This window comes from Desulfopila aestuarii DSM 18488 (assembly GCF_900143695.1).
GTDB classification, from domain to species: Bacteria; Desulfobacterota; Desulfobulbia; order Desulfobulbales; family Desulfocapsaceae; genus Desulfopila; species Desulfopila aestuarii.
The window spans coordinates 34,972-60,717 of record NZ_FRFE01000007.1; the positions used below are offsets into that span (position 1 = coordinate 34,972).

The following is a 25,746-nucleotide window of genomic DNA, read 5'->3' on the forward strand; positions in this document are numbered from 1 at the left end:
TTCCATGAGTTCCATCATAACCGGTCAGCGTGGCAGACGGAAACTGATGCAGGTCCGCCCGCCCGTGCTTTCGGCGCTCATCTGGCCGCCATGCGCCTCGATCAATTCACGGGTGATCGCCAGGCCTATACCAGCGCCGCCGTCACGTGAGCGTGAGCGGTCGGTACGGAAAAACCGCTCGAAGATGAAGGGGAGATCCGCTTCCGCAATCTCCGGCCCGGTGTTGCAAAAACGCATTTCGATCGAGTTTTCTATTAATCGACTTGAGATTTCAATGCTCCCATCAGCTGGAGTGTACTTTAAACAGTTATCGAGCAGGTTGCTGGCGGCCTGAAGAAATTTGTCACGATCCGCCTGGACGAATTCGGCATCCGCTGCAAAATCATTTACCACCGAGATGTTTTTCTGGGCAAGACCATTCTGGTAGAGGGTAAGCAGATAACTGATCTCCGCCGGGATACGGATCTCCTCGCGATGCAGATAGTGACGGGCGGCGTCGGCCCGGGCCAGCTGCTGCAGACTCTCCACGAGTTTCACCAGACGCATGGTCTCCTCCTGCAGCACCTGCAGGGTCGCAGGCGAAGGCTCCAGCACCTTATCATTTAAGGCCTCGAGATAGCCCCGCAGATTGGTAAGTGGTGTGCGCAACTCATGGGCAACATCGGCAACCATATTCTTTCTCAATTGTTCGATGCGCGCAAGGCTGTCGGCCATGCGATTAAACGAGAGGCCGAGCCGCCCTACCTCATCGCGGGTGGTAACATCAACCCGGGTCGAAAAATCGCCCGCCGCCACCTGTGCGGTAATCTCCGACATCTGCGACAAAGGCTTCAAAACCCTGCGAATGAGTAAGAAACTTAAGACAAAGGAGAGTATCAACGCGGCGACGCTGGCCCAGATCAGCGAGAAATGGATTGAGGAAAGAAACATCTGATGAATTTCGGTGGGCGAGATCTCATATTTTTTCATGAGTGCCATGAAATAGCCTGCGGCCTGCTTGTCAATGGCCAGCCAGATCACCCCGATTATGGTAATGGCGGGCACTACCGTTACCAACAGCAGCTTGACCAGCAGACTTTCGCCGGGGCTTTTCATCTGACGACCTCATCGGTGAAGCTGTAGCCAAAGCCTCGTACGGTAAGGATGTATTGCGGTCTTCCCGGCTGTTTTTCCAATTTCTGCCTGAGCTTACCGATATGGACATCAATAACCCGATCCACCACGATTTCCCCATGTTCATAGAGGCTGTCGAGCAGTTCATTACGTGAAAAGACCCGGCCGGGCGACTGCATAAGCGTCTTTAACAACCGGAATTCGGTGGTGGTCAGCTGCACCACTTCCCCATCGAGTTTCACCCGGTGCTTTTCCAGATCCATCGCAATACCACTGGAAACCAGCAGGTTCTCCATCTGTTGCCGTTGCGGCCGGACCCGGCGGAGAATCGCCTTGACCCGTTCCACCAACTCACGCGGACTAAAGGGCTTCACCACATAATCGTCGGCGCCGATGGCAAGACCACTCACCCGGTCGATCTCCTCCTCACGAGCAGTGAGCATCAATATCGGCACCTCTGAAAAGGTGCGAAGCCGTCTGCAGACATCCCAGCCGTCAAGGCCTGGCAACATGATATCAAGAATGACAAAGACCGGCTGCTTCTCCCTGGCGAGTTGCAAACCCATCATACCATTGTCGGCATGGATGGTCACAAACCCCTCCCGCTCAAGATAAGTCCGCACAAGAGCGGCGGTATTCGGATCATCCTCAACTATCAAGACCGGACCGTCACTGGTCATGACATGTTCCCCTGCTCCCAGAGAATCGCCACCTCGACATCATAGATATCGCTCTTTTTCGGTTTCACCATCACCGGCTCCATTTCGTAGCGCTCAATAGCAAAATCTTCACCGATAGCCATCGCCTGCTGTTCGATCTCTGAGGAGAACTCCTTAAGAGCCTGCTGCAGTTCGGCCATCTGTTCCTTAGCCCGCTGCACGTCCGCCTTCTCCTTCACCACCCGTCCGGCACTGCGCATACCGCTGGCGGTCCGCGAGATGGACGTTGTCGAGATCGCTTTCCGGCCAAAGAGTGCGCCCACCACTGCGACCCCAAACGAGAGGACGGTATCCACCGTTTTGGTCTTCACATCCAGCTGTTCCTTCTCCAACCGGTACATGGCCTTCTGCAGTTGATCTTCAAGACGCTGCTGTTTGATCCCATAACTCTTCTGCAGCTTTTCCACTGCTGCTGCCTTTTTTTCCCGTAAGACATCCTGCAATCGAACCCGGAAATCACCAACACTCTCGCCGGGCCGGGACTCGAGCTTCAAGGCGGCGACCCGCTGCAATTCAAGACGTTCATTATGATACAGATAGTCACGAAATCCTTTGTCGAAAGTCTGAAGATTCCTTGCGCCGGAGATCGCGGCAGGCAAAGGATAATACTGGCTGCCTTCGGGTGCACTCTGGCCACAATCCGCAAGCTTGATGAGTGTCTCCTCGGCTTCCAGCCAGTCGAAACGACGGAGCTCCTGGCTCAGGTAGATCCGCCGCCCAACCTGCCGTACCTCATCGATATTTTTTGTAGTATTGACAAAACGCACCTTGCCGGTCGCAAAAAGCCACGGTTCAAACACCACCTTGTCACTCACCACATTCTGCATGGCGTAATATTGGCTGATGTCCGGCGACAGCACGGGCCGGGAACCATATTCGCCCGGGACCGCGCTTTCGGCCAAACCATCGGTTGCCGGCTGAGACACAGTCGTTGTAACATTCGCGCTACCAGCCATCAGCATCCTGATGTCACTGGCAGCGATCGGCCCCCGCAGATAGGACATGACCCAGCGGGTTTCAAAAAGGACCGGGGCATCCAGGTGAGCTGAGCGAAGCAGAAATTGCCGGCCTTTCATGCCGGACAAAAGTGACTTCACCTCGCCAATCGCCAGTGTTCCCCCGCTTCCACCGGCAATACCCTCAGCCACCCGTTCCTGATCCTGGCTGGTCTGGAGCCGCCCGATAAACCAGCTGCCGATATTGGCCAACCCTTTATAGTCGAGATCCACCGGATTCTGGGTCGCCAGCACCACGCCGCAGCCATAGGCCCGGGCCTGCTTCAACAGCAGCAGCATCGGCTTTTTGGAAGGTGGATTGGCGATCGGTGGGAAGTAACCGAAGATCTCATCCATGTACAACAAGGCCTTCAGCGACGAGGTACCGGATTGCCGCCGCATCCAGTCGATAAAACGCCCGAGCAGCATGGTGACGAAAAACATCCGCTCCGATTCGCTTAAATGGGCAATGGAGAAAATGGCGCTTCGCGGCTTACCCTCTTCGGTATAGAGCAGACGCTGGATGTCCAGTGGTTCACCGGTAAGCCAGGCCGAAAAAGTAGGGCTCGCCAGGATATTGTTGAAACTCATGGCAAGTCCCATTCTCTCCGACTGCGGGTAGAAGGTATCCAGCGGGAAGACCCCCACCTTATCAAAAGGCGGGCTGACAATGGTCCCGATCAGTTGCTCCATCTGCAGATCTTCGCCCTTGCGCCAGAAATGAAGGAGAATGGAGGAGAGCAGGATATGCTCTTTACTCTGTAGTGGCTCACTCTGGACACCTATCAGGGTGAGCAGGCTGGTGACTGTTGAATTAATCAGTGAGTTCAGGGTATCAAGATCGTCCAACACTTCGGTTGTGGGCGCTGCAATATTGCCCAGCACCGACACCGGCACCCCAGCGGTGCTTCCCGGGGTGTAGATGGTCATTTCGGTCCTCGCTTTCAACTCCCCGATCCGTTCGCCCCCCTGATCCCAGGCACTCAACCCCTCCCGCCAGGTCGTTGCGGTTTTGGCGGCATATTCCTCCACGCCAAGCCCCTTTCGGGCGGCCTCCTTCGGATCGATCCACGGCTGGAAATCGTCTGGCCGCAGTCCTGGAAATGTGAGCAATAGGTTACCCATATCCCCTTTGGGGTCAATGATGATCGAGGGGATATTATCCATAATCGCCTCTTCGATCAGGGCGATACCGAGACCGGTCTTGCCGCTGCCGGTCATGCCGATAATCGCAGCATGGGTAGTAAGGTTATTGCTTTTATAGAGTAGCGGTGCCGGGGACGGAGCCAAGTGTGCCGCATCGAGTTCCCGGCCCAGATAAAACAACCCCAACTTCTCATATGCGTAATTTTCCATTCTCTCTCCTCATCCGGACACCCAAAAAAAACCTACAGAGTCACCCCGTCAACCTGCTGTTTCGTTCGCCGATTCCTGACACATTCATCCTCCCGCAGGAGAAAAGAAATCGTCAAAGAAAAAAAATCTCTCCCGGGATATAAACCTCCAGAGTTCATGTAACTCTTTCGCCCACGACGTTTCCGGCTTTTCCAGCCAGCCGTTTTCGCCCCTCGTCCGTATGATTTTGGGTTGTTACAAGCTCATCCCATTTGATTCACCGGCAATTTATTATTATACTGATCAAAGTTATACTTCTTCTTTGCTATTACAACAAAAAACTGCGATTTCAGTTTATTAGACCTGCCGTTATTAGAATGGAAGCTCTGCAATACGGTCGGGCTGTGATTTTCGCATTTTCATGCCGCAACCACGAGAGGTGAACACCATGACCGAAAGCCCGTCAGCGTCATCAAAAACGTTCAACCGCAGGACATTTCTCCAGATTGTAGCTGTCGCCGGTGCGGCGGGAGCGTGCTGGCAGCTCGGTCTGTTCAACGGCGCATCAAGACTTGCAGTAGCCCGCCGCAGTCAGCCGATCATGGGCACCTATGTGAACCTCACGGTTTACGGCAAAAACAGGGACGCCTGTGAGCATGCCATCGACACAACCCTTGCCAGGATGCTGGCCCTTGAAGGGAAACTGAGCCGCCACATGGCTACCAGCCCAGTCTATCAGCTCAACCAGAGCGGCACTCTTACCGCACCCGGCAAGGAACTGTTGGAGGTACTGCAACTCTCCCGCACCTTGAGCGAAAAATCAGACGGCGCCTTTGATGTCACCATGCTGCCATTACTGGCGTTGCACAGTGAACAGCAATATCCTGATCCTGCAAGGTTGCAACAGACTAAAAACGGGGTCGACTACCAGAAGCTTATGGTAAGCGAGACCGAAATCCGTTTTGACGCTCCGAACATGGCAATTACCCTCGATGGCATCGGCAAAGGCTATATCGTCGACCAGGGAGTGGCAGCGTTGAAAGAGCAGGGATTTCAACAGGTTTATGTCGATGCCGGCGGCGACCTGATGGTCACCGGGTCCAAACCGGATGGCAGCCCCTGGAGGATCGGTATCATGAATCCGAGAAAAGAGAACACGGCAAAACCGGTGGCCTTCGACGTTACCGAACGCGCCGTAGCCACCTCCGGCGACTATTTCCAGGCTTTCACGCCGGACCTGAAAAACCATCACATCATTGATCCACACACCGGCTTTTCCTCGCCGGAACTGGCAAGCTGCACGGTCACGGCTCCCAGTGTTATGCTGGCAGATGGACTGGCTACGGCAGTCATGGTCCTTGGTCGAGACAAGGGGCTTGAACTGTTAGAATCGATGGATGGTTGTGAAGGCTACCTGATCGACAAGGAGCTGAACAGTTCCCACACCACCGGTTTTTTCAGCTGACCCAAAAAATTAAAACAACAGGCAATCCTGCCTCCAGAAAGAACTATAGGCCAACTGCGTATGAGCACCATAGCCCGCACCATCGGCGGCATCGTCTTTCATCAGGCTGACCGCCATTTTGAGTTACAACGAGGTCTCGACCTGCCCATCGCCGGCGCGCCGGATCCAGCGATCAGAGCCGCCTCGCCGGTGAGTCAAGTGGCGATTATCGGTGACGACTCCATCGGCATGAAGCCAACCATGGAGGTGGAAGTCGGTAACAAGGTCAAGACAGGCCAGTTGCTTTTTACCGACAAGAAAAATCCGGGGGTGAAATACACCTCACCCGGTTGCGGCAAGATCATCGCCATTCATCGTGGTGACAAACGAAAGTTCGAATCGATCATCGTCGATCTGACAGGTGAAGCAGCAGTTACCCTGATTGACGAACCGGATCAGCCACCCACAAACTACTTCCCGGAAGCAATCAGGACCATCTTGATAGATTCCGGCCTCTGGCCATCGTTTCGCACCCGCCCCTACGGCAAGATACCGCCCATTGACGCTACCCCTGCTTCGCTTTTTGTTACCGCTATCGACACCGAACCGCTAGCTCCACCGCCGGAAAACATCATTGCCCGACACGGTAGCGACTATAATCGCGGTCTCCAGTTACTGGCCATAATGCTTGATGTGCCGCGTAACTACTGCAGCGCGAAACGCGAACTGCTCTCCCATGAAAAGGCGGAAGGCTTCAACTACTGGGCTTTTTCCGGGCCGCATCCCGCCGGGCTCCCGTCTACCCACATTCACTGTCTCGACCCGGTGCATGAGCAGAAGAGTGTCTGGCACATCGGCTATCAGGATGTGATTGCTATCGGGTATCTGTTCCGCACCGGCCAGCTGATGACGGAACGGATCGTTTCTCTTGCAGGCACCGGTGTACGCGAACCGTCTCTCGTCGAAACCCGGATAGGTGCCAACATCGAAGAACTCTGCAGAGGCGAGCTGACTGAAGAGCACTTACGCGTCGTCTCCGGCTCGGTATTAAGTGGTCGTACCGCCAATGAGATCCATGGTTTCCTTGGCCGTTACCACAACCAGGTCAGCGTCTTACCAGACAACAGCGGCCGCAGCCTGTTCAACTGGGCAATGCCAGGCAGTAACCGTTTTTCGGTAAAGCCGGTGTTTATCTCAGCCTTGAACAATATGCTGAAATTGCCGATGAACACCGCACTCTGGGGTGGTAAGCGAGCTATTTACCCGCTCGGTACCTACGAGGATGTGATGCCGCTCGATATCATTCCCACCTACCTTTTAAAGGCGCTCTCAGTGGGAGATACAGAAAAATCAAAAGCACTCGGCTGCCTGGAGCTGATCGAGGAAGACCTGGCACTCTGCGGTTTTGCCTGTCCCGGTAAAAACGAGTTCGGCCAGGCACTGCGTAACGTACTGACCACTATTGAGATCGAAGGCTGAACCCATCGCCACAGGATAACGAAAAGACAATGAAAAAACTGAGCACGATCATGGAAGAGATGGGCCGCCACTTCAAGCCGGGCGGCCGCTACGCCCGCTGGTATCCGCTCTATGAGGCGTTCGACTCCTTTCTTTTTGGCAGCAACACCACCACAAAGGTTGCGCCCCACGTCCGGGACGGTATCGACCTGAAACGGATCATGACCACGGTGCTGGTAGCCCTCTTGCCCTGCACCATCATGGCGTTGTGGAACACCGGCTACCAGGCCAACCTGGCCCTCGGGACATTGGGACTCGCCGCCCCCGAAGGCTGGCGCGGCTCGATCATGGCTATTGTCGGTTGCGATCCAAACAGCATCTTTTCCAATATGCTACACGGCGCTCTCTATTTTCTGCCGATTTATATCGTCACCATGCTGGTTGGTTCATTTTGGGAAGGTGTATTCAACATCATCCGCGGTCATGAATTTTCCGAGGCCTTTCTGGTCTCCGGACTGCTGTTTACCCTCTCCCTGCCCCCGACCATTCCGCTCTGGCAGGTGGCGGTGGGCATTAGTTGCGGCCTAGTTTTCGCCAAAGAGGTTTTCGGCGGCGTCGGCAGAAACTTCATGAACCCAGCCCTCGCCTCCCGCGCCTTTATCTATTTCGCCTATCCGGCCCAGCTTACCGGCGACAAGATCTGGACCGCCGTCGATGGTGTAACCAGCGCCACCCCGCTTGGCGTGATCGCGGCGGCCGCCCCCGGCAGCAACGTCACCGATCTCGGTTACAACTGGTGGCAACTCTTTGTCGGCACCATCCCCGGCTCTCTTGGTGAAACCTCAACTCTGGCCTGCCTTCTGGGAGCGGTGATTCTGCTCGCAACCCGCGTAGCTTCCTGGCGAATTATCGTTTCCATGCTGTTGGGGGGCTTTGTCGCCAGTCTCTATTTCATTCTGCAAAGCGACCCGGCAAATCCGCTGTATGGACTTGGCCCCCATTATCATCTGGTGCTCGGCAGCTTTGCCTTCGGCATGGTGTTTATGGCCACTGATCCCGTATCGGCAGCCCACACCCGCACCGGCCAATGGTTTTACGGTGGGTTGATCGGTATCCTCTGTATCGTCATCAGGGTGGCTAATCCCGCCTACCCGGAAGGGGTGATGCTGGCCATTCTGCTGGGCAATGTCTTTGCACCACTCATGGATTATTTTGTGCTTCAGGCCAATATCAAGAGAAGGATGGTTCGTCATGGTTGATATTACCGCTGCCAAACCCTTTTATTCCGTGCTCATCCTGGCCTTTGCCTGCTCGGCCCTGGTTGCCGGCGCCGCAGTCGGTCTGCGTCCCATCCAGGAGGCCAACCGTCAGCTCGACCGCCAGAAAAACATCCTTTACGCGGCAGGGCTTTATAACGAGAACACCCCGGTCGATGAGTTGTTCACGGGCATCGAGACCCGGGTTATAGAGCTTGCCAGCGGTAAATTCGTTGATGAAGAGACCATCAACCCGAGCAACTACAACCAGCGAAAGGCTGCCTTTACCAGCGATCTCGGTACCGCCATCGAAAAAGACATCGACACCGCTGGCATCTCCCGTAAGGAGAAATACTCACTTGTGTATCTGGTGAAAAAGGACGGCAAGCTCTCCGAGGTTGTGTTACCGGTACGCGGCAAGGGGCTCTGGTCGACGATGTACGCGTATGTTGCGATCGATAGTGATCTCAACACCATTCGTGGCGTATCCTTTTACGAACATGGCGAAACACCGGGGCTTGGCGGCGAGGTGGAGAACCGCAGCTGGCAGGAACGCTGGCAGGGCAAGCAGATCTACAAAGATGAAACGGTAGCCTTGAAACTTGTAAAAGGCAGTCCGGACAAGAGTAGCCCTGAAGCTGCGTACCAGATCGACGGACTCTCAGGAGCGACAATCACCTCACGGGGGGTCAGCGGCCTTTTGGAATTCTGGTTTGGCGACCACGGTTTCAAACCGTTTTTGCAGCAATTACAAGCTCAGAAAGAAAAGGATAACACCAATGGCTGAGACTAAAATAGAACTGCTGACACTCTCTGTTTTCAAGCGGAACCCCATTGCCTTGTTAATTCTCGGTATCTGCTCGTCACTGGCAGTAACCGGCCAGATGGCTACCGCTCTGGTGATGACCATCTGCGTCACCCTGGTCACGGCTTTTTCGAGCCTCACCATCAGCATCGTCCGTTTCCAGATCCCCAACACGGTTCGGATTGGCATTCAGATCATGGTCGCCGCCACCCTGGTTATTCTGGTGGATCAGATATTGAAAGCCTATGTTTTTGATCTCTCCAAACAGCTCTCCATCTATGTCGGGCTCATCATTACCAACTGCATCGTCATGGGCCGCGCCGAGGGTTTTGCCATGTCCAATCCGCCAATTGCTTCATTTCTCGACGGCATCGGCAACGGCCTCGGTTACGGTTTTATTTTGATGACCGTCTCGTTTATCCGCGAGCTGCTTGGTTCGGGTTCTGTTTTCGGCTATGAGATCCTCAAACTCGCCTCCAATGGAGGCTGGTATATTCGCAATGGTTTCCTTGTACTACCGGCAAGCGCATTCTTTCTGATCGCGCTCATTATCTGGACCATTCGTACCCTTGATCCGCAACAGCAGGAGAAAGACTAATGGCACACTCTATCGATCTCATATTCCGCTCGATTTTTATCGAGAACATGCCGCTCAGCTTTTTTCTTGGCATGTGCACGTTCCTGGCCATCTCCAAGCAGGTCAAATCTGCTATCGGTCTTGGTGCCGCCGTGCTGTTTCTGCAGACGATTACGGTACCGATCAACAACCTGATCCTGAATACTCTATTAAAACCGGGTGCTCTCACCTGGGCCGGACAGCCCGACATCGACCTCAGCTTTCTCGGGTTGCTCACCTATATCGCCATCATCGCCGCGGTGGTCCAGGTACTGGAGATGGTTATGGACCGTTTTCTACCGGGTCTCTACAATACTCTTGGTATCTTTTTGCCGCTATTAACCGTCAACTGTGCCATCCTCGGCGGCACCCTGTTTATGGTCGAACGCGATTACACCTTCGGGGAGTCCGTCGCGTATGGTATCGGTTCCGGTGCGGGGTTCTTTCTGGCAGTGGTGGTACTGGCCGGCATCAGGGAGCGCTCGGAATATGCCGATCCACCAGCCGGGCTTAAAGGCCTTGGCATGACCTTTATCACCGCCGGTCTCATGGCCATCGCCTTTATGGGCTTGGCTGGCATGTGACAAATTCACTTCTGCCGGAAAAAGAAAAGAGAATGGTTATTATAGGGAATATGGAGGCGGAACATGCATGAAATAGCAGTCGCGGTACTCTGTTTTCTGGCCATCCAGTTCGTGCTGGTATCGCTAATCGTGATCGCCAAGAAAACGCTTTTGCCCAGCGGAGATATCACCATCACCATCAACGATGATAAGGTTGTCAAGGACAGCCCGGGCGGCAAGCTCCTCACCACTCTGGCCGACCATGGTGTGATTCTTTCCTCTGCCTGCGGCGGCGGCGGCAGCTGCGGCCAGTGCCGGTGTATCGTCGAAGAAGGCGGCGGTTCTATATTGCCGACCGAAAAGGGCAAGATCAACAATCGTGAAGCACGATCCGGCATGCGTCTTTCCTGCCAGGTACCGGTAAAGCGGGATCTGAAAATCAAGGTTCCCGCCTCAATGCTCGATGCCCGAAAATGGAAATGCAAGGTTGCCTCCAACGAGAATGTGGCAACATTTATCAAGGAACTGGTATTGGAACTGCCCGCGGGCGAGGAAGTCAACTTCAAGGCAGGTGGCTACATTCAGATCGAGGTACCGCCGCACACCCTTTCGTATGCCAACTTCGATATCGGTGAGAACTATCTGAGCGACTGGACTAAATTTCAGATGTTCCAGTACCGATCCCATGTGCACACACCAGTGACCCGCGCCTATTCCATGGCCAACTATCCTGGCGAAAAAGGCGTTATTAAACTCAATGTCCGTATCGCCAGCCCGCCACCGGGGACGAAAAAAGAGATTCCGCCAGGGCAGGTCTCCTCCTACATCTTTAACTTGAAAGCTGGCGACGAAGTCACAATCTCCGGGCCGTTTGGCGAATTTTTCATGGACGACAGTGATTCCGAGGTCATCATTGTCGGCGGCGGTGCTGGTATGGCCCCCCTGCGTAGCCATGTTTTCGATCTTTTTAAGGGAAAACACACGAAAAGAAAGGTGTCATATTGGTACGGCGGCAGGAGCCTTAAAGAATGCTTTTATCTTGACGACTTTGCCGAGATAGAACGAGAGAATGACAATTTTTCCTTTCATCTGGCGTTGTCTGACCCTATGCCCGAAGATAACTGGCAAGGAGACAAGGGCTTTATCCACCTGGTTCTCTATGACAAGTATCTGAAAGACCATCCCGCTCCGGAAGATATCAACTATTATCTCTGCGGGCCGCCGATGATGACCAAATCGGTGATCGATATGCTGGAGGGGTTGGGAGTGGAGTCGGACAATATCCATTTTGACGACTTCGGCGGTTAAAGAATAGCCAAAGGAATACCACGTGAAAACTTTTCTATTGATATTCGTCATCACATTCGTCGTTTTTGGCATGGCCGCTTTCTTGATCAATTTCTGCAAACGGAGGGTTGGCCGTACCAATCACGGTTTGACTGGGATGTGCCATAAAGATGGCGGCCCGATGTGCTCCTGCTGCGGTGAAAAACTCATTGCACCTGCTACCCGGCTTGGAAAGTCAGCTGAAACTAGGTGCTGTTAACCTGCTTGCATCCTGCCATTTTTTTTCGCTCCCATTTGTTCTTTTGTTCACGTCTGTGATATTCTGACACAGAATACGATCAATAGATTTCACCGTACGACCCAAGCGCTGCAATTATCGACCTGACTCTTGGCCGATAATCAGACTGACATGCTGTTATCGTCACCAGACAGGAGATGACTATGCAAACCGCGTCTGATACCGCTGAACAACTTGCCCTGAAAATACTCCAGGCCGGGATCGACCTGCCGCCTCTGCCAGCGGTTTTCACCAGGCTCATGGCTCTGTCGCGCCAACCGGAAGACCGGATCGACGTGGGCAAGTTCACCAATCTGCTCCAGACCGATCCTGCCCTCACCGCCCGCATTCTCCAGCTCGCCAACTCCTCCTATTACGGGACGCTGAATAAAATCAACAATCTCCGGCAGGCCATTATGCATATCGGGCTGCAGGAAACCATCTCCACCGTCAATTGGATGCTCTGCCAGAAGCTTCTACCACAATTTCCGGTAATGGAAGGATTTTCCGACAAAGACTACTGGGCCCACTCCTGGGCCTGTGCCACCGCCAACCGGATGCTGGGCCGGCAAGATCTCCTGGTTGATTGCCAGCCCGGCGAACTCTACGTGGCCGGCCTTCTCCACGGAATTGGCCGCCTTATTCTGGCCCTGCACAGACCAGAGGAGTTTCGCCAATGCCTTGCCAATTCCCGCGACTTCTCCCAACCCCTTGAAGATGCAGAGCTCGATGTTCTCGGCACTACCGATGCTTTTATCGCCTGTGAGATTCTCAGAACATGGCAGTTTCCAGAGTCGATCTGTAATGCTGTCAAATACTTCCGGAACCCGGAAGCAGCACCCGAGGAGTTTCTTGAAATCGCCGCTCTCACCCAGTTCGCCTACTATATCGCCAACACCTCCGGAGTCGGCAACAACGGTGACGAGTTCAGCTATAATTTTCACGAAACCTATCTGGCTAATCTGGAAAATTCACCCTTTGCCGATAAAAGTACTCGCGAAAAACTGATTCAGGATATCCAGCATACCCTGCAAAAAAAGGCCGCAGCCGTCACCGGCGTCGCAGGAAAGGCACCTCCCGCAGAACCATCACCTGCCGAAGAAGAGCGCATCACCATGCGGAAAGTCACCAAACAGACAAAGCAGGGATTCCTGGCTCGCCTCTTTTCATCATTTAGAGAGCTGTTTCAGTAATAGCGTCAGTTCATCGCATTTTTCGATCAAATTTGCTCCAAACTTTCCTGGTGGTTCAACCAGAACCGCCAGGAAAACGACTCTGCCGTCTCATTGTTCTTCCAATTATTTCCTGCCGGCAGTTATCGCAGGCAGAACTGTTTCACCCCTTGAAGTATCAAGCTCTTAGACTTTTCCTGCCAGCAAACCCGCAATTACCATTACCTCACATTCAGCCGCCCCTGTTTATGTTTTTATAAATTTTTACAATTTATTTTGACTTTTCCCTCAATAAGACGTAAAAGGAAAAAAATGACCTTGCAACGATTGGTCATCCCGGCCAAGCCAGCAGTCAGTTGTAAACAAAAACGCAAGGTCGGTCAGTTGCCGGAAACAGTCGCCGGATGTCGTATATTCGACAAAACCGGTCTCAGCGCATCACAACCAACCAGGCGTTTGTTCGCCGTTGCCGATATGTGAGCCCATGAAACTTGATGCAACTAATATAGAGATTATCCGCCATCTGAAGAATGGCCGAAAATCTTTCAAGCTGATAGCCAGCGATCTTTCCATTACAGAAAACACCGTCCGCAGCCGGGTCAACAAGATGATCGAGGAAGGGCTGCTTGATATTTCCGGAAATATCCGTGTCGATGCCCTACCGGGTCACAACCTGCTCTACCTCGGTGTCAAGTTGAACACCATGGAACTGCAGGTAAAGGCCAAGGAGTTCAGCAAATTACGTGGCGTTGTCTCCGCCGGAATCGTCACCGGCCGCTATGACCTGATCCTCCAGGTCCTGCTCAATGAAGATTATAACCTGCTGGAGTTCATCACCGGTCAGGTAACCAAAATAAAAGATGTGCAGACTGTTGAAAGCTTCATCGTGTACGAGGGCTATAATCTTAAGGTTCCGTACATTCTATAGAAGGCAGTTGTTCTGAGGCGGCTTCGCCCCCACTCCCTCTCCTCCGGGGACGAAGTCGCAGCAGGAATTCGTAACAGACCTAATCAAGCAAGGGGTGACACAATGATCGTTGGAATTTTAAAAGAAATCAAAGTCCTGGAAAACCGCGTAGCCATGACTCCTGCCGGTGTTGAAGTTATGGTTCACAACAAGCATACCGTTCTGGTAGAGAACAATGCCGGTGTCGGCAGCGGTTTTACCAATGAAGAGTATGTTGCAGCCGGTGCCACCATTGTGGAGACCCCTGCGGAAGTCTACGCGAAATCTGACATGGTCATGCATGTTAAAGAGCCGCAGCCTCAAGAGTACGACATGATCCGCAAGGATCAGATCGTCTTCACCTACCTGCATCTCGCTGCTGACGAGCCTCAGACCAAGGCGCTGATGAAAGCCGGTTCCATCAACATCGCCTACGAGACCATTCAGAAAGCTGACGGTTCCCTGCCGCTTCTCACCCCGATGAGCGAAGTTGCCGGTCGTATGGCCACCATCCAGGGTGCAATGCATCTGGCCATGCCTGCAGGCGGCCGTGGCGTACTTCTTGGCGGCGTTCCCGGTGTTGAGCCGGCAACCGTTATCGTCATCGGCGGCGGCATTGTTGGTATCAACGCTGCAAAAATGGCTTGTGGACTCGGCGCTAAAGTATACATGCTTGACACCAACCTCGATCGCCTTCGTTACCTCTCCGACGTTATGCCGGCCAACTGCATCCCGGTCATGAGCTCCAAACCGAAACTCCGTGAGCTAATGGCTGAGGCTGATCTGGTGATCGGCGCAGTCCTCATCCCAGGTGCCAAAGCTCCGAAACTTATCACCCGCGACATGCTTTCCGTCATGAAAAAAGGTTCAGTTCTGGTGGACGTTGCCATTGATCAGGGTGGTTGTTTCGAGACCTCCAAGGCTACCACCCATGCCGAGCCGACCTACGAGGTTGATGGCATCGTACATTACTGTGTTGCCAACATGCCGGGCGCCTATGCCAAGACCTCTACTCTGGCACTGACCAACGCCACCCTGCCCTATGCGGTTCAGATCGCCAATAAGGGCTGGAAAAAAGCTTGCCAGGAAAACAAGGAAATCGCACTCGGCCTGAACGTAGTTCACGGCAAAGTCACTTTCGAAGCAGTTGCCGAAGCCTTCGGACTTGATTACACCCCGATTGCATCCGTTCTGGCGTAATTCTCCACCCCCGCGGCCGGGGTGTCCTCCTGGACAAACGGCCGCGCCTTTCTCCTCTTTTCAAGAATCAGCCTATCATCAGTAGGCTGATTCTTGCTTTTTGTGCTCTTCGCAATTTTTCCTCGACCATTCACTTACGTGCCCGTTCACGCAGACGTGACCTAGCATCGCAGTGGTCATCAGATTTTTTTCGACATTTTTTTCCGCAACCCTCATGCATCTCTCTGGCAGGCAAACGGCCATCGAATCGGGCTGTTGCCGCACCTGCTTGAGACCATAATGGCTGGCAGCGGCACCTACCTCACGATAAATACGTCCTTTTTTAATGCCAGAGCAAGATAATTGTCAGGTCGCATTGCTAGACTGGTCCCATACCATCAAGTCAAGCAACCATTACCGGCGTACGACAAGCACGACCCAGGGATTTCCCCTGCAAGATCCTGAAAACGGAGGCGGCCTATGTCAACTTTATCAGAAACAATCGTTTTCTTGTGGCTTTTACCGGTACTTCTCAACATCATTCTCCCGCTCAGCGTGCTGACCATCTGGCCAGTGCTGCGATTGCTCGGCCTCGCCAGGAGCATTACCCCAATCGAAAATGAGGCGGCCACCAGGCATGCGTATTAGCTTTTCAACGTAGAGATAGCGAGAGTGTAAGACAACGTTGAGTCGGGGGGAGCGTCGGACGAAAAGAAGAGGTCAGAACGAACTCTTCTTTTTCTGATAGGCCTGCAGCAATAGTTCAGCCAGGTGCAGTACCGGAATCGTTTTACCGGCAGCCGCCAGTGCGGTTTTCCACTGCATGAGACAGCCGGAACAGCTACTGGTGATGATGTCCGGGGCCATAGCCAGAACCTTTTCTGCAAGATCGTCTCGGATCTTCGCCGAAAGCTCTGGGGCCCCAAGATGAAACAACCCGCCATGACCACAGCACTGCGGTCCGTCGGGAAGTTCCAATAGTTCGATGGAAGGAACGCGTCTGAGCAAATTGCGCGGTTCGCGAGTGATATTGAGACCATGCCGCAAATGGCAGGGATCGTGATAGAAGACCCGACAACTTTTTCCGGTTGTCTCTTCAGATACAAGATCTTGTGGCAGACATTGGTCAAGCAGCTGGGACATCTCAACGAGACGTCCACAAACATATTCCACCCGGTCCTGCCAGGCCGGGTCGCCTGCCAATACCTCGTGGTAACGCTGCAGATGGGCATAACATGACCCGCAGGAAACCATAATCGGCCCATCATATCGTTCAAGGGCCAGAATATTCTTCCGGGCCAAAGCCCTACTCCTCTCACCATCTCCGGCCGCGTCAATCGCCAGACCGCAGCAGCCTAGCCCCTCAGGGATGACAAGCTCATAGCCGGCATGACGAAGCAGCTGCCGACAGGCATTGATGGTCTCCGGATAGAGGTGCGTTGCACTGCAGCCGGGAAAATAGACGAGGGTTTTCAGACTGGTTTCTGCCACCGCCGATTGGCGATGGTCATCTTTGGTTACGATCGGTTCATGGTCGAAGATAGCCATCTGCAATCTCAGACCACTCTCAGCCGGCAGCCGTTTTTCCAGAAGCGGGGCAAAGCTTCTGCCAAAGGTTCTGACAACACTCAGCAACTCGGGATGGAGCAGCACCTTCCGAGCAAGAAATTTCAGGTAGCCATGCTCGCCATAGAAGGTGGAAAAGTCGGATCGGGCCCTTCGAACTTCTTCCGGGATATCTACACCGCGAGGGCATGCGGTCACACAACTCCCACAGAGCAGGCACTTGGAGAAAATATCCTCGAAGATGGGAGAGGGCGTACCCTCTCCCATTACCTCAAGCAGGTGCTTCTTGCCGCGCCCTGAGTAACATTCCTTGCCGCCACTTGCCTTATAGACAGGACAAACGACGGTGCAGGCTCCACACTTGGCACAGCGTTGTGATGTTTGTGTCCCACTTACTTTGACCTTCATCACCGCTTACCTCACTTCTTCCAAAGAAGGTATGCTTTGATGAAGGGATCGAGATTGCCGTCCAGCACCGCATCGACGTTACCAACCTCATGATCGGTACGATGATCCTTGATCATCCGATACGGTTGGAGAACGTAGGAGCGAATCTGACTGCCCCAGGCGATATCCTTTTTGTCACCGCTCAAGCCTTCCTGTTCGGCGGCCTGCCGTTGCTTCTCCGCTTCATAAAGACGAGCGGCCAGCATCTTCATGGCCATGTCCTTGTTACGGTGCTGTGATCGCTCGTTCTGACACTGAACCACTATACCGGTTGGGAGATGGGTGATACGGATGGCTGAATCGGTCTTGTTGATGTGCTGGCCACCGGCACCACTGGCCCGGTAGGTGTCCACCCGCAGATCCTTCTCATCGATGCTGACATTGACACTGTCATCAAGTTCCGGCATAACCATCACCGAGGCAAAAGAGGTGTGGCGTCTGCCGCTTGAGTCAAACGGTGAGATCCGCACCAACCGGTGAATACCCAGCTCGCTGCGCAGATAGCCGTAGGCATTGCGCCCTTTGAACATGATGGTGACGCTTTTTACTCCAGCCTCGTCGCCCGGCAGATAATCAAGGATATCCGACTTGAAACCTTTGTCTTCCCCCCAGCGCAGATACATCCTCATCAGGATATCCACCCAGTCCTGGGCCTCGGTACCGCCGGCTCCGGCATGAATGGAAATGATGGCGTTACTGGCATCATGTTCGCCACTGAACATGCGCTCAACCTCGGCCACCGCAATCTCGCCGTTGATTTCCTGCAGTCGCTCAGCAACTTCAGTGAGCGATTCCGCGTCTTCCTCTTCTGCCGCCATCTCCAGCAAAAGCTCGATATCCTCAATCTCCCGCCAGCGGTTTTCCCAGTCGTTGATGATATCCTGCAGTTGACCGTGATCCTTCTGCACCTGCTGAGCCAACTCGGCGTTGTTCCAGAAATCGGGTGCCATGGTCTGACGTTCTAATTTTTCCAGCTCTTCCTTCTTGCGGGGTAAGTCAAAGATGCTCCTTCAAGGCCAACATCCGGCCTTTCAGGTCGCTTACAACCTGTCTTGAAACTCCCGCACCTGTATCTATCGCCATAATTCTTTCCATGAGGGTTGTGGTTCTTTACAGCAAACAGCGGCAGCCTGGAATGTGATTCCCGGATCCTGCCGCTGCAGTCCAATTTCATTATAATATCCTTCGGCCAATACGCTATCCGTTTATTGTTCTCCTCTTTGTCGCCAGAGCGGATAGAGAAAACAACAGCCCGACCACCAGAGAAACTATCGGAAAAAGGTAACCCCAGCGGACAAAGATCGTCTGGCCGTCCATTAACACAATCTCGCGAGCCGCCGACCAGGTGGTAAATATCGGTGACGGATGGTGGATAACGCCAAGTGGATCGATAAAACCGGAAATTCCGGTATTGGCAGCACGCACCACACTGCGACGATTTTCCACCGCGCGAAACACGGTCATCGCCATACTGTGATATGGGGCACTCGATTTACCATACCAGGCATCATTGGTCAAATTCACAAGCATATTTGCGTCGTTTTTGCTCCACTCTCGAGCAAGATCGGGAAAAATAGACTCAAAACAGATCAGCACCCCGATTTTCCCCTCATGCCGAACCAACGGTTTTTCCACTCGTCCGGCGCTGAAATCACCGACGGCCTCGACCAAGGGCGCCAGAAAAGGCAGCAGTTTCTTTAAAGGCACATATTCGCCGAAAGGCACCAGATGCGATTTGTAATAGGAGGCGATAAATCCTTTTTCCGGCTCGATCAATTGGGCACTGTTATAGTAACGGATATCTTTTGTGTTCTGATCCACTACTTCAAACCAGGGCGCACCGGTGAGGAGCGCTGTGTCATTCTGGGTTACCAGGCCATAAAGCACACCGGTATCGGGATAAGTCTGTGGATAAAACGGCAAGGCCGTTTCAGGCCAGACCAGCAGATCCGGATGAGTCTCACCAAAAAGGGCTGTGGAATAATTGAGATATGTGGAGACCGTCTGCTGCTGGTTGGCCGGCGACCACTTCACGCTCTGGTCTATATTGCCCTGGACAATCCCGACCGTCATACTCTTTCTTTGCGGATCTGCGATATCGGCGGACACTGCCTGCCAGCGCCAGTTGGAATAGAAAGCAGCAACTCCACAGATGACAAGGACAGTTAAGGCCGGTATCGCCAGTGTTTGCAAAGCGTGACGTCGATTAAGCGCCAGCACCACAAAGGTATTGACCAGCACCAGCAGAAAGGAAACCCCACCATGCCCGAAGAGCTCTGCCGTCTGGATCAGCTGCGGTACGTTACCAAGGGCATAACCGATATCCATCCAGGGAAAGCCGGTAAAAAGCCAGCCACGCAGCCAGTCAGCACCCACCCAAAGAGCGGGAATACCAAGAAGTGCAACAAGCGGCGCCCCTTGACGTAAAAGCAGACGACCACAGAGAGCAAAACCGGCCACATAGAGTGCCATATACCCGGCGAGCAACACCAGGGCAGGCACAGCAATATAGACCGGCAAACCACCATAACGGCCGAGTACAATGACAATCCAGTAAAGCTGCAGCAGGTAGTGAACCGTTCCGGTTAAAAAGCCGCACAGCAATGCTTCCCGGCCACTGACACGTGACAGGGAGAAAAAGAGCGGCACCAGGGCCACCGTCAATAACGGCCAGATCTCACCGCCACCCGGATACGCGCCCCAGAGGAGCAAAGCGGAAACGAGAGAAAACGCAACAGGCCAGAGTCGCAACCGGTTCATCATGCAGAAGCGCCCTCGTCCACCTGCCTGGAAACTTTCACCATTTTGATATGCCTCTTTGAGGCACTTTTTACTTCAAACAGCAGGCCGACGGCAGTGACCTTATCGCCGGTTTTGCCAAGCCGGCCAAGCAGGTTGATAACCAGACCGCCTACTGATTCATAAGGACCGTCTGGCATCTCAACATCGAAGAACTCCTCGATCCGTTCGATATCAAGCCGGGCATGCACCATCACGGTGTTGTCGTCGATTTTTTCGAGTTCATCCTGCTCGTCGTCATATTCGTCGTCGATCTCGCCGACGATTTCTTCAATAATGTCTTCCAGGGTGACCAGGCCGCGGACCGCTCCGAACTCATCGGTAACCATGGCCATATGGTTCTTTCGCATCTGGAATTCGCGCAAAAGTTCGACGATAGGTTTATTTTCCGGAATAAAGGTGACCGGCCGCAGGTAGTCCTCAAGCCGCAGTACCTCTTTGCCCATACGGGCACAGATCTGCAGCAGGTCCTTGACGTGCAACACTCCGATAACATTGTCCGGAATATTCCTGTAGACTGGAACCCGGGTGAAACCGTTGTCGATGACCGAATCGATAATGTCGGAAATGGGGGTGGCGGCCTCCAGACTGAACAACTCGGCGGCAGGGGTCATAATTTCCGCAGCCTCCGTGTCACGAAAATCGAAGATGGAATTGATCATCTTCTCCTCAAGCGGAGAAATGAGGCCATGCTCCTCCCCTTCCTCCAGCAGCTCGAGGATTTCGTTTTCTAGATCTTCGGTAGTTTCAGGTCGCCCGAACGGGACTTTGGACAGCAGTTGCTTAAGAAACCCTTTTCGTTCACCAGGTTCCTCTTGCTCAGATTGGTTGTCGTTGTTCATCGTGATGTGTGTTGGTTTCGCTGATTGCGACGAAAACCAACGGTGCAGTGTATTATCTCGTTGAAGTTGAGGTGTTGCTTTTATACCTTCCGGACAGCTCAGAGACAACATTACGCATATTACCAAATCGTTAGCAATATGTTATGGCCAACTGGAAGTGCCCTCGAAGTGGAAACAGTTCACTTAGGATAGCATGTATGGATATTCAATTCAGTTGTCAAGAGGAAACAGCAGGAAGTCTGTAACAGAACAGTCAATCTGCACCCAATGTTGACAAACTGCATATTTTCTCTTTTCTATTTGACCTTGCGTGACTATAGTAGTTCCGTTTTTGTTCTGCAAACTCTGATCTCTCGTTTTGCATGGAAGATCGGAGTATTTTTAGTATCGGCCATCACCCACCATCCACAGCACATGATGAACCCGTAAAAGCCCAGACCGTTCAGGAGTAAGACTTAAAAATCAAGGTGTTATACAACACAGTTGATGTTCGCGGCTTTTTACACAACCAACAGCAAATGATGAACTCGTAACCTGACGGAATGATTATTCCATTCTATTCGATTTCAGCAGTTTTAGAGAGATGGCTGCCCGTTATCGGAATGATGTTACGAAACTCAACCACAAAAACAATCGCAATTTACGAGGATTAGTTTGGAAGGAAAGGTACTCATAGCAAATCGAGGTGAGATCGCCATCCGCATTATGAACGCGTGCAAAGACCTTGGACTCGACTATGTCGTCGTCTATACCGAGGCAGACAAATATTCCGAACATGTGCAACGCAACATAACCAGCGGCCCCGATCAAAACGCCTGGCGTGTCACCAGTTATACGGAACCCAACGACATTCTTGCCGTTGCGGATTACACCGGCTGTACGGCCATTCATCCCGGTTACGGTTTCTTCTCGGAAGATTACCGTTTCGCCCGTCGGGTCACTATTCGTGATCGGGCGTTGACCTTTATCGGCCCCAACTGGGAAGTCATCAAGAGCCTTGGCGATAAAATCAACACCAAACGGGTTGCCAACTCGCTCGGCATTCCCACCATTCCCGGCACCGACGCTCCCATTTATAACGAGATGGAAGCCGAAGAGATCGCCCAGAAACTGCTGGAAGATCAAAAGGCCCAGGGTATTGACGACCCATCGATTCTAGTCAAGGCCGCTGCCGGCGGTGGCGGTATGGGTATCGAAGAGGTCACCGAGATCGAGCAGTTCCGTCGCATTTACCGCCAGCTGCAGAACTACGCCAAGCGTCAGTTCGGCGACGGCGGTGTGCTGATCGAGCAATGCATCCGTGACTTCAACCACCTGGAAGTCCAGCTGGTCTGCTCACGTCATGGCGACAGGATGCACTTCAGCTCACGAAACTGCACCATCCAGTCCACCGGGCGTCAGAAACGGGTCGAAGCCTCTCCAGGCTTTCACCGGTCCTGTTTCGAATATGATTTCGATGAACAGAAGGTGCTCGACCAGATAGTTGAATACTCCTTGAAACTCGCCAACCACGTCAAGTATGACAACGTCGGCACCTGGGAATGGATCGTCACCAGGTCAGGCCAACCTTACCTGCTGGAGGTTAATACCCGCATCCAGGTAGAAAACGATATCTCCGCCCGTATCAGCTATCTCGACGGTAAGCAGCCCAACCTGATCCGTGAACAGATCCGGCTGGCTCTGGGCGATAAGATCGGCTACAAGCAGAGCGCCATCGAGTTCAAGGGCGCCGCCATCGAGCTGCGCATCGTCGCCGAAGATACCCGTCGCGGTTTTGCTCCCTGGATCGGAACCATCACCGAATTTTCATTTCCGGAGCATGAGTGGTCTGCGGTCTACACCCACGTGCCTTTTGACCGTTCCTATCAGATCCCCAGCGACTTCGACCCCAATCTGGCGCTCGCGCTGGTCTGGGGCAAGGATGTTGACGAAGCCAAGGCCAGGGCCGCCCAGTTTATCGATGAGACGGTCATCAATGGTGCCGATTCCACCGGCAAGCCAATTATCACCAACCTGGCATACCTCAAAAATAACCTGGATCGTCTGCTGGCTTTCTAGTGAGATGTAATCAGACGGAACACTTTTATGAATGAACAACTGAAAAAACTCATTAAAATCGAAGAGCGGATCAACTATCTGCTCCAGATTAAAGACTATACCAACTGGGGAAACCTCGAGGGTTTCAAGTCCACCTGCGAGACGCTGAAGCATACGGTCTACGACCACACCGAAGAGCAGCTTTGCGGTGAGATCAGAAAACTGCATGATTCGATCAGCTTTCTCGAAGAACGCGCCGAAGAGCATCTGACCCCTATGGAACGGGTGCGCATCGTTCGCTCTATCCAACGTTTCAGCTTGAAAGACATTCTTGAAAACGTCTACGAAGACTACACCGAGCTGGGCGGCGAAGGCGACGCCAATATCGACCCGGCAATGATCTGCGCCAAGGCCACCATGGTACGGCGGGTAAAGAAAAAGACCTATACCTGCTCGGTGATGGTCATCGGTCAGGAAACAGGTCACGGCGAAGAATTCCGTAACGGCGGATCCTGCAAGCCCGAGGGCAACTCCAAGGCGCTCAGATTTATGAAGGTCGCCGAAACAGAAGGTATTCCGATCCACAGCTATATCTTCACCCCCGGCTCCTACCCGGTGGAGGAATATCCCGGTGCTGCCCAACAGATTGCGAGAAACATCTACGCCATGTCAAAGCTCAGGGTGCCGATCATTTCGATGATCTCCGAGGGCGGCTCGGGCGGCGCTGAGGCGATTGGCCTTTCCGACTACCGCATGATGCTCTCACACGGCTACTATTCGGTTATCTCACCGGAGGGTGCCGCAGCCATCGAAGGAAAAATCCGCGAAGGTTCCAAAGTACCAAAAGAGCTGATTGAGGTCTGTGCCGACCGGCTGCGCCTCACCGCCTATGACAACTTACGAAAAGGCACCATTGACCGGGTCATCCAGGAGCCGCAGCTTGGCGCCCGACGCGACGATTTCGCCTTTTTCGCAAAACTCCGAAACGAGATGATCCGCGCCACCGACAAGGTGGTGATTGATACCAAGAGCTTCAAGGCTTTCCGCTCCTGGGAGATCCGTCGTAAAAAGACCAGCTCCACCCAGGAAGACGAGATCATGGTCAACTGGGACCTGAATAAGGACGAAACCAAACGGCTTTTGGCTCTCAGATCAAAAAAATACTGGGCCATGGGCGTCAACGGCTATGAGGGAGAACCGGAAGCGACTCTGAATCTCTACAACCTTGCCAGGGTCAAATCGGAAAAGGTTTATTACACCATCCGCTACGATATTTTAAAGAACCACAAGAAACAGGTTGGCAAGGTCATCAAGGATGTGTCAGGCGAGGGCTCGGTGATGATCAAACGGCTTACCGAACCGGTCACCGCCGTGATGAATCTCTTGGCCAAGAAGGAAGACAAGAAACCCACCCGGCTCATCACCTACACGCCATCAGTCCAGGTTGAAGAGCAGCGACTGGTTGACCCGTTGGAGCTGACCGACACCTACACCAGCCCACTGGCCAACGAGGACCGCACCGTCAGTTGTCCCAACGCCGACAAGCACGGTTGTAAAGATCTGTGGATCCCTGACCTCTATGGCGAATTTGCTGGGGTCTGCGAGACCTGTGGGCACCATTTCCCGCTGGAATATCAGTGGTATATGGAAAACATCTTCGACAAAGGGTCTATCCGTTTCTTCAACTCCAGCATACGTGCCGGAAATCCGCTGGAGTACACCGGATTTACCAAGCGGCTTGAGGCATCAAAGAATAAGACCGGCAAGAATGCAGGCAACCTGACCTTTCACGCCAAGGTGAATGACATTAAGATCGTCACCACCATGCTCTATTCCGACTTCAGAAATGGAACAGTGGGCAGCGCTGAAGGTGAGAAATTCGCCCAGGCATGCGCCCTTGCCAAGCGGAAAAAACGGCCGCTCTTAGCTTACGTCCACACCACTGGAGGCATCCGCATCCAGGAGGGCACCCTCGGCGTCGTCCAGATGCCGAAGTGCACCATGGCGGTACGCGAGTATATCGACTCTGGTGGGCTCTATATCGTCGTCTACGACAATAACAGCTACGCTGGGCCTGTGGCATCGTTTCTTGGTTGCGCTCCTTACCAGTTCGCCATCCGCTCCAGCCGGGTTGGTTTTGCCGGGCCGCGGGTTATCCGGGAAACGACCGGTGTCGAGATCCCACCCGATTATCATTCAGCCAGAAATGCGCTGAAACGAGGGCATATCCAGGGAATCTGGGACAGGCGCGATTTCCGTCGCAACCTGCACAAAGCGCTAATGACCATGGGGAGCCCGAACCTGTATTACCGCTAAACACAGTAAAGATATCAAAGCAGTTTACAACGGAGATAGACGAATACGTCTGTCTCCGTTTTTTTTGCTCTCATTTCGCCAACACATCTCTGACACATTACACCAGTAAACAAATAGCCCTCCTCGTCTGCCGAATCAAATAGGCCAGATAGCAGCTTCCCCCTAAATCCGCGAAAAAGACATTGAAATCCCAGCCTTGTAATCCGCATATCACTGCTATATACTGCAACGAAATTACTCTTCTTTTCCTGTAGTATCACCTCCAGCAACAAGCGGTTGACTTTTACGGGGAGTGTCCTCCAGCAGTGACAAAGTATACTTTTCCCAACAAGCTCATGTATTCATGCCGCATATGAGTATCGACATGAGACGAATAAACACTGCACAGTATGCCTATTTGACTACCTGGTAATTCTTGCCAAGAGTAATCGAATAGCTCTGGCTGAAAAGTTTATTAATTTTTTAAACGGACCAGAAAACGCCGCTCAGCTGGCAGTCTGGACCCAATATGCCTCCCCAAACAATGATGCTGAAAAATTATTACCGAAAGATTTCCGAAATAATCCTAGCATTT

At 53.0% G+C, this 25,746-nt stretch carries 21 protein-coding genes; 14 read left to right on the plus strand and 7 right to left on the minus strand.

All coding sequences use genetic code 11. The features are described 5' to 3' along the window. Positions 1–24: 24 nt before the first annotated feature. Genes BUF15_RS08785 through BUF15_RS08795 form a run of 3 tightly spaced genes read right to left on the minus strand, consistent with a single transcriptional unit; the run spans position 25 to position 4,183 of the window. Entirely contained in the window at positions 25–1,095 is a 1,071-nt protein-coding gene (locus BUF15_RS08785) for a sensor histidine kinase (protein WP_073613104.1), read from the minus strand. Further along, positions 1,092–1,793, minus strand: a complete 702-nt coding sequence (locus tag BUF15_RS08790; protein ID WP_073613105.1) for a response regulator transcription factor — start codon at positions 1,791–1,793, stop codon at positions 1,092–1,094. Before BUF15_RS08790 ends, BUF15_RS08785 begins: the two co-directional genes overlap by 4 nt. Next, a complete protein-coding gene (locus BUF15_RS08795; protein ID WP_073613106.1) occupies positions 1,790–4,183 on the minus strand; it encodes an ATP-binding protein in 2,394 nt (797 codons plus the stop codon). Before BUF15_RS08795 ends, BUF15_RS08790 begins: the two co-directional genes overlap by 4 nt. Before the next feature lie 427 nt (positions 4,184–4,610). Here BUF15_RS08795 and BUF15_RS08800 point away from each other — a divergent pair, with 427 nt between their 5' ends. The 12 genes from BUF15_RS08800 to BUF15_RS27065 all read left to right on the plus strand — a co-directional run bounded on the left by BUF15_RS08800 (position 4,611) and on the right by BUF15_RS27065 (position 15,813). After that, complete coding sequence (locus BUF15_RS08800) at positions 4,611–5,627, plus strand: FAD:protein FMN transferase (RefSeq protein ID WP_073613107.1); 1,017 nt, start codon at positions 4,611–4,613, stop codon at positions 5,625–5,627. Positions 5,628–5,687: 60 nt separating this feature from the next. Then, a complete protein-coding gene (locus BUF15_RS08805; protein ID WP_073613108.1) occupies positions 5,688–7,085 on the plus strand; it encodes a Na(+)-translocating NADH-quinone reductase subunit A in 1,398 nt (465 codons plus the stop codon). Positions 7,086–7,114: 29 nt separating this feature from the next. Next, positions 7,115–8,323 (plus strand): NADH:ubiquinone reductase (Na(+)-transporting) subunit B, encoded by a 1,209-nt coding sequence (locus BUF15_RS08810; protein ID WP_073613109.1) that lies wholly within the window; start codon positions 7,115–7,117, stop codon positions 8,321–8,323. Then, on the plus strand, positions 8,316–9,107 hold the full coding sequence (locus BUF15_RS08815; RefSeq protein ID WP_073613110.1) for a Na(+)-translocating NADH-quinone reductase subunit C: 792 nt from the start codon (positions 8,316–8,318) through the stop codon (positions 9,105–9,107). Before BUF15_RS08810 ends, BUF15_RS08815 begins: the two co-directional genes overlap by 8 nt. After that, positions 9,091–9,723, plus strand: a complete 633-nt coding sequence (locus tag BUF15_RS08820; RefSeq protein ID WP_407642608.1) for an NADH:ubiquinone reductase (Na(+)-transporting) subunit D — start codon at positions 9,091–9,093, stop codon at positions 9,721–9,723. The genes BUF15_RS08815 and BUF15_RS08820 overlap by 17 nt, the downstream gene beginning before the upstream one ends. Next, positions 9,723–10,325: an NADH:ubiquinone reductase (Na(+)-transporting) subunit E gene (gene nqrE / locus BUF15_RS08825; RefSeq protein WP_073613112.1), complete on the plus strand. Its 603-nt coding sequence runs from the start codon at positions 9,723–9,725 to the stop codon at positions 10,323–10,325. The genes BUF15_RS08820 and nqrE overlap by 1 nt, the downstream gene beginning before the upstream one ends. 63 nt (positions 10,326–10,388) lie before the next feature. Then, complete coding sequence (gene nqrF, locus BUF15_RS08830) at positions 10,389–11,612, plus strand: NADH:ubiquinone reductase (Na(+)-transporting) subunit F (RefSeq protein ID WP_073613113.1); 1,224 nt, start codon at positions 10,389–10,391, stop codon at positions 11,610–11,612. Between the two features lie 420 nt (positions 11,613–12,032). Continuing rightward, positions 12,033–13,061 carry an HDOD domain-containing protein gene (locus BUF15_RS08835; protein ID WP_073613114.1) on the plus strand — a complete coding sequence of 343 codons (1,029 nt, stop codon included), beginning with the start codon at positions 12,033–12,035 and terminating at the stop codon, positions 13,059–13,061. 291 nt (positions 13,062–13,352) lie between these two features. Then, positions 13,353–13,520 carry a hypothetical protein gene (locus BUF15_RS27060; RefSeq protein WP_159441262.1) on the plus strand — a complete coding sequence of 56 codons (168 nt, stop codon included), beginning with the start codon at positions 13,353–13,355 and terminating at the stop codon, positions 13,518–13,520. Between the two features lie 4 nt (positions 13,521–13,524). Then, entirely contained in the window at positions 13,525–13,968 is a 444-nt protein-coding gene (locus BUF15_RS08840) for an Lrp/AsnC family transcriptional regulator (RefSeq protein ID WP_073613115.1), read from the plus strand. 102 nt (positions 13,969–14,070) lie between these two features. Further along, complete coding sequence (gene ald / locus BUF15_RS08845) at positions 14,071–15,186, plus strand: alanine dehydrogenase (protein WP_073613116.1); 1,116 nt, start codon at positions 14,071–14,073, stop codon at positions 15,184–15,186. A gap of 459 nt (positions 15,187–15,645) precedes the next feature. Then, positions 15,646–15,813 carry a hypothetical protein gene (locus tag BUF15_RS27065; protein WP_159441263.1) on the plus strand — a complete coding sequence of 56 codons (168 nt, stop codon included), beginning with the start codon at positions 15,646–15,648 and terminating at the stop codon, positions 15,811–15,813. A gap of 72 nt (positions 15,814–15,885) precedes the next feature. On the opposite strand, the gene BUF15_RS08850 is transcribed toward BUF15_RS27065, so the two are convergent. The 4 genes from BUF15_RS08850 to BUF15_RS08865 form a co-directional block, all read right to left on the minus strand. Beyond that, positions 15,886–17,139: a (Fe-S)-binding protein gene (locus BUF15_RS08850; protein WP_073613117.1), complete on the minus strand. Its 1,254-nt coding sequence runs from the start codon at positions 17,137–17,139 to the stop codon at positions 15,886–15,888. An 11-nt stretch (positions 17,140–17,150) separates the two neighbouring features. After that, positions 17,151–18,261 (minus strand): peptide chain release factor 2 gene (prfB, locus tag BUF15_RS08855; protein WP_234981143.1). Its coding sequence is split into 2 segments (ribosomal slippage): positions 17,151–18,176 and positions 18,178–18,261, totalling 1,110 coding nucleotides; the frame shifts between segments, so codons are not numbered across the junction. Positions 18,262–18,375: 114 nt separating this feature from the next. Further along, the gene (gene lnt, locus BUF15_RS08860; protein ID WP_084553775.1) at positions 18,376–19,941 is read right to left on the minus strand and encodes an apolipoprotein N-acyltransferase; all 1,566 of its coding nucleotides are present in this window, start codon (positions 19,939–19,941) and stop codon (positions 18,376–18,378) included. Next, positions 19,938–20,819 (minus strand): hemolysin family protein, encoded by an 882-nt coding sequence (locus BUF15_RS08865; protein ID WP_073613119.1) that lies wholly within the window; start codon positions 20,817–20,819, stop codon positions 19,938–19,940. The genes lnt and BUF15_RS08865 overlap by 4 nt, the downstream gene beginning before the upstream one ends. Positions 20,820–21,473: 654 nt before the next feature. On the opposite strand from BUF15_RS08865, the gene BUF15_RS08870 reads away from it, so the two are divergent. Then, positions 21,474–22,877, plus strand: coding sequence for a biotin carboxylase N-terminal domain-containing protein (locus BUF15_RS08870; RefSeq protein ID WP_073613120.1), 1,404 nt, complete (start codon positions 21,474–21,476; stop codon positions 22,875–22,877). Between the two features lie 27 nt (positions 22,878–22,904). Beyond that, a complete protein-coding gene (locus tag BUF15_RS08875; RefSeq protein WP_073613121.1) occupies positions 22,905–25,172 on the plus strand; it encodes a carboxyl transferase domain-containing protein in 2,268 nt (755 codons plus the stop codon). Positions 25,173–25,746: the final 574 nt, after the last annotated feature.

What these genes read in the sequence shown, in the direction of transcription:
- BUF15_RS08785 (WP_073613104.1), bottom strand. Translation starts at nt 1,095, where the DNA reads ATGAAAAGCCCCGGCGAAAGTCTGCTGGTCAAGCTGCTGTTGGTAACG.
- BUF15_RS08790 (WP_073613105.1), bottom strand. Translation starts at nt 1,793, where the DNA reads ATGACCAGTGACGGTCCGGTCTTGATAGTTGAGGATGATCCGAATACC.
- BUF15_RS08795 (WP_073613106.1), bottom strand. Translation starts at nt 4,183, where the DNA reads ATGGAAAATTACGCATATGAGAAGTTGGGGTTGTTTTATCTGGGCCGG.
- BUF15_RS08800 (WP_073613107.1), top strand. Translation starts at nt 4,611, where the DNA reads ATGACCGAAAGCCCGTCAGCGTCATCAAAAACGTTCAACCGCAGGACA.
- BUF15_RS08805 (WP_073613108.1), top strand. Translation starts at nt 5,688, where the DNA reads ATGAGCACCATAGCCCGCACCATCGGCGGCATCGTCTTTCATCAGGCT.
- BUF15_RS08810 (WP_073613109.1), top strand. Translation starts at nt 7,115, where the DNA reads ATGAAAAAACTGAGCACGATCATGGAAGAGATGGGCCGCCACTTCAAG.
- BUF15_RS08815 (WP_073613110.1), top strand. Translation starts at nt 8,316, where the DNA reads ATGGTTGATATTACCGCTGCCAAACCCTTTTATTCCGTGCTCATCCTG.
- nqrE (WP_073613112.1), top strand. Translation starts at nt 9,723, where the DNA reads ATGGCACACTCTATCGATCTCATATTCCGCTCGATTTTTATCGAGAAC.
- nqrF (WP_073613113.1), top strand. Translation starts at nt 10,389, where the DNA reads ATGCATGAAATAGCAGTCGCGGTACTCTGTTTTCTGGCCATCCAGTTC.
- BUF15_RS08835 (WP_073613114.1), top strand. Translation starts at nt 12,033, where the DNA reads ATGCAAACCGCGTCTGATACCGCTGAACAACTTGCCCTGAAAATACTC.
- BUF15_RS27060 (WP_159441262.1), top strand. Translation starts at nt 13,353, where the DNA reads ATGACCTTGCAACGATTGGTCATCCCGGCCAAGCCAGCAGTCAGTTGT.
- BUF15_RS08840 (WP_073613115.1), top strand. Translation starts at nt 13,525, where the DNA reads ATGAAACTTGATGCAACTAATATAGAGATTATCCGCCATCTGAAGAAT.
- ald (WP_073613116.1), top strand. Translation starts at nt 14,071, where the DNA reads ATGATCGTTGGAATTTTAAAAGAAATCAAAGTCCTGGAAAACCGCGTA.
- BUF15_RS27065 (WP_159441263.1), top strand. Translation starts at nt 15,646, where the DNA reads ATGTCAACTTTATCAGAAACAATCGTTTTCTTGTGGCTTTTACCGGTA.
- BUF15_RS08850 (WP_073613117.1), bottom strand. Translation starts at nt 17,139, where the DNA reads ATGAAGGTCAAAGTAAGTGGGACACAAACATCACAACGCTGTGCCAAG.
- lnt (WP_084553775.1), bottom strand. Translation starts at nt 19,941, where the DNA reads ATGATGAACCGGTTGCGACTCTGGCCTGTTGCGTTTTCTCTCGTTTCC.
- BUF15_RS08865 (WP_073613119.1), bottom strand. Translation starts at nt 20,819, where the DNA reads ATGAACAACGACAACCAATCTGAGCAAGAGGAACCTGGTGAACGAAAA.
- BUF15_RS08875 (WP_073613121.1), top strand. Translation starts at nt 22,905, where the DNA reads ATGAATGAACAACTGAAAAAACTCATTAAAATCGAAGAGCGGATCAAC.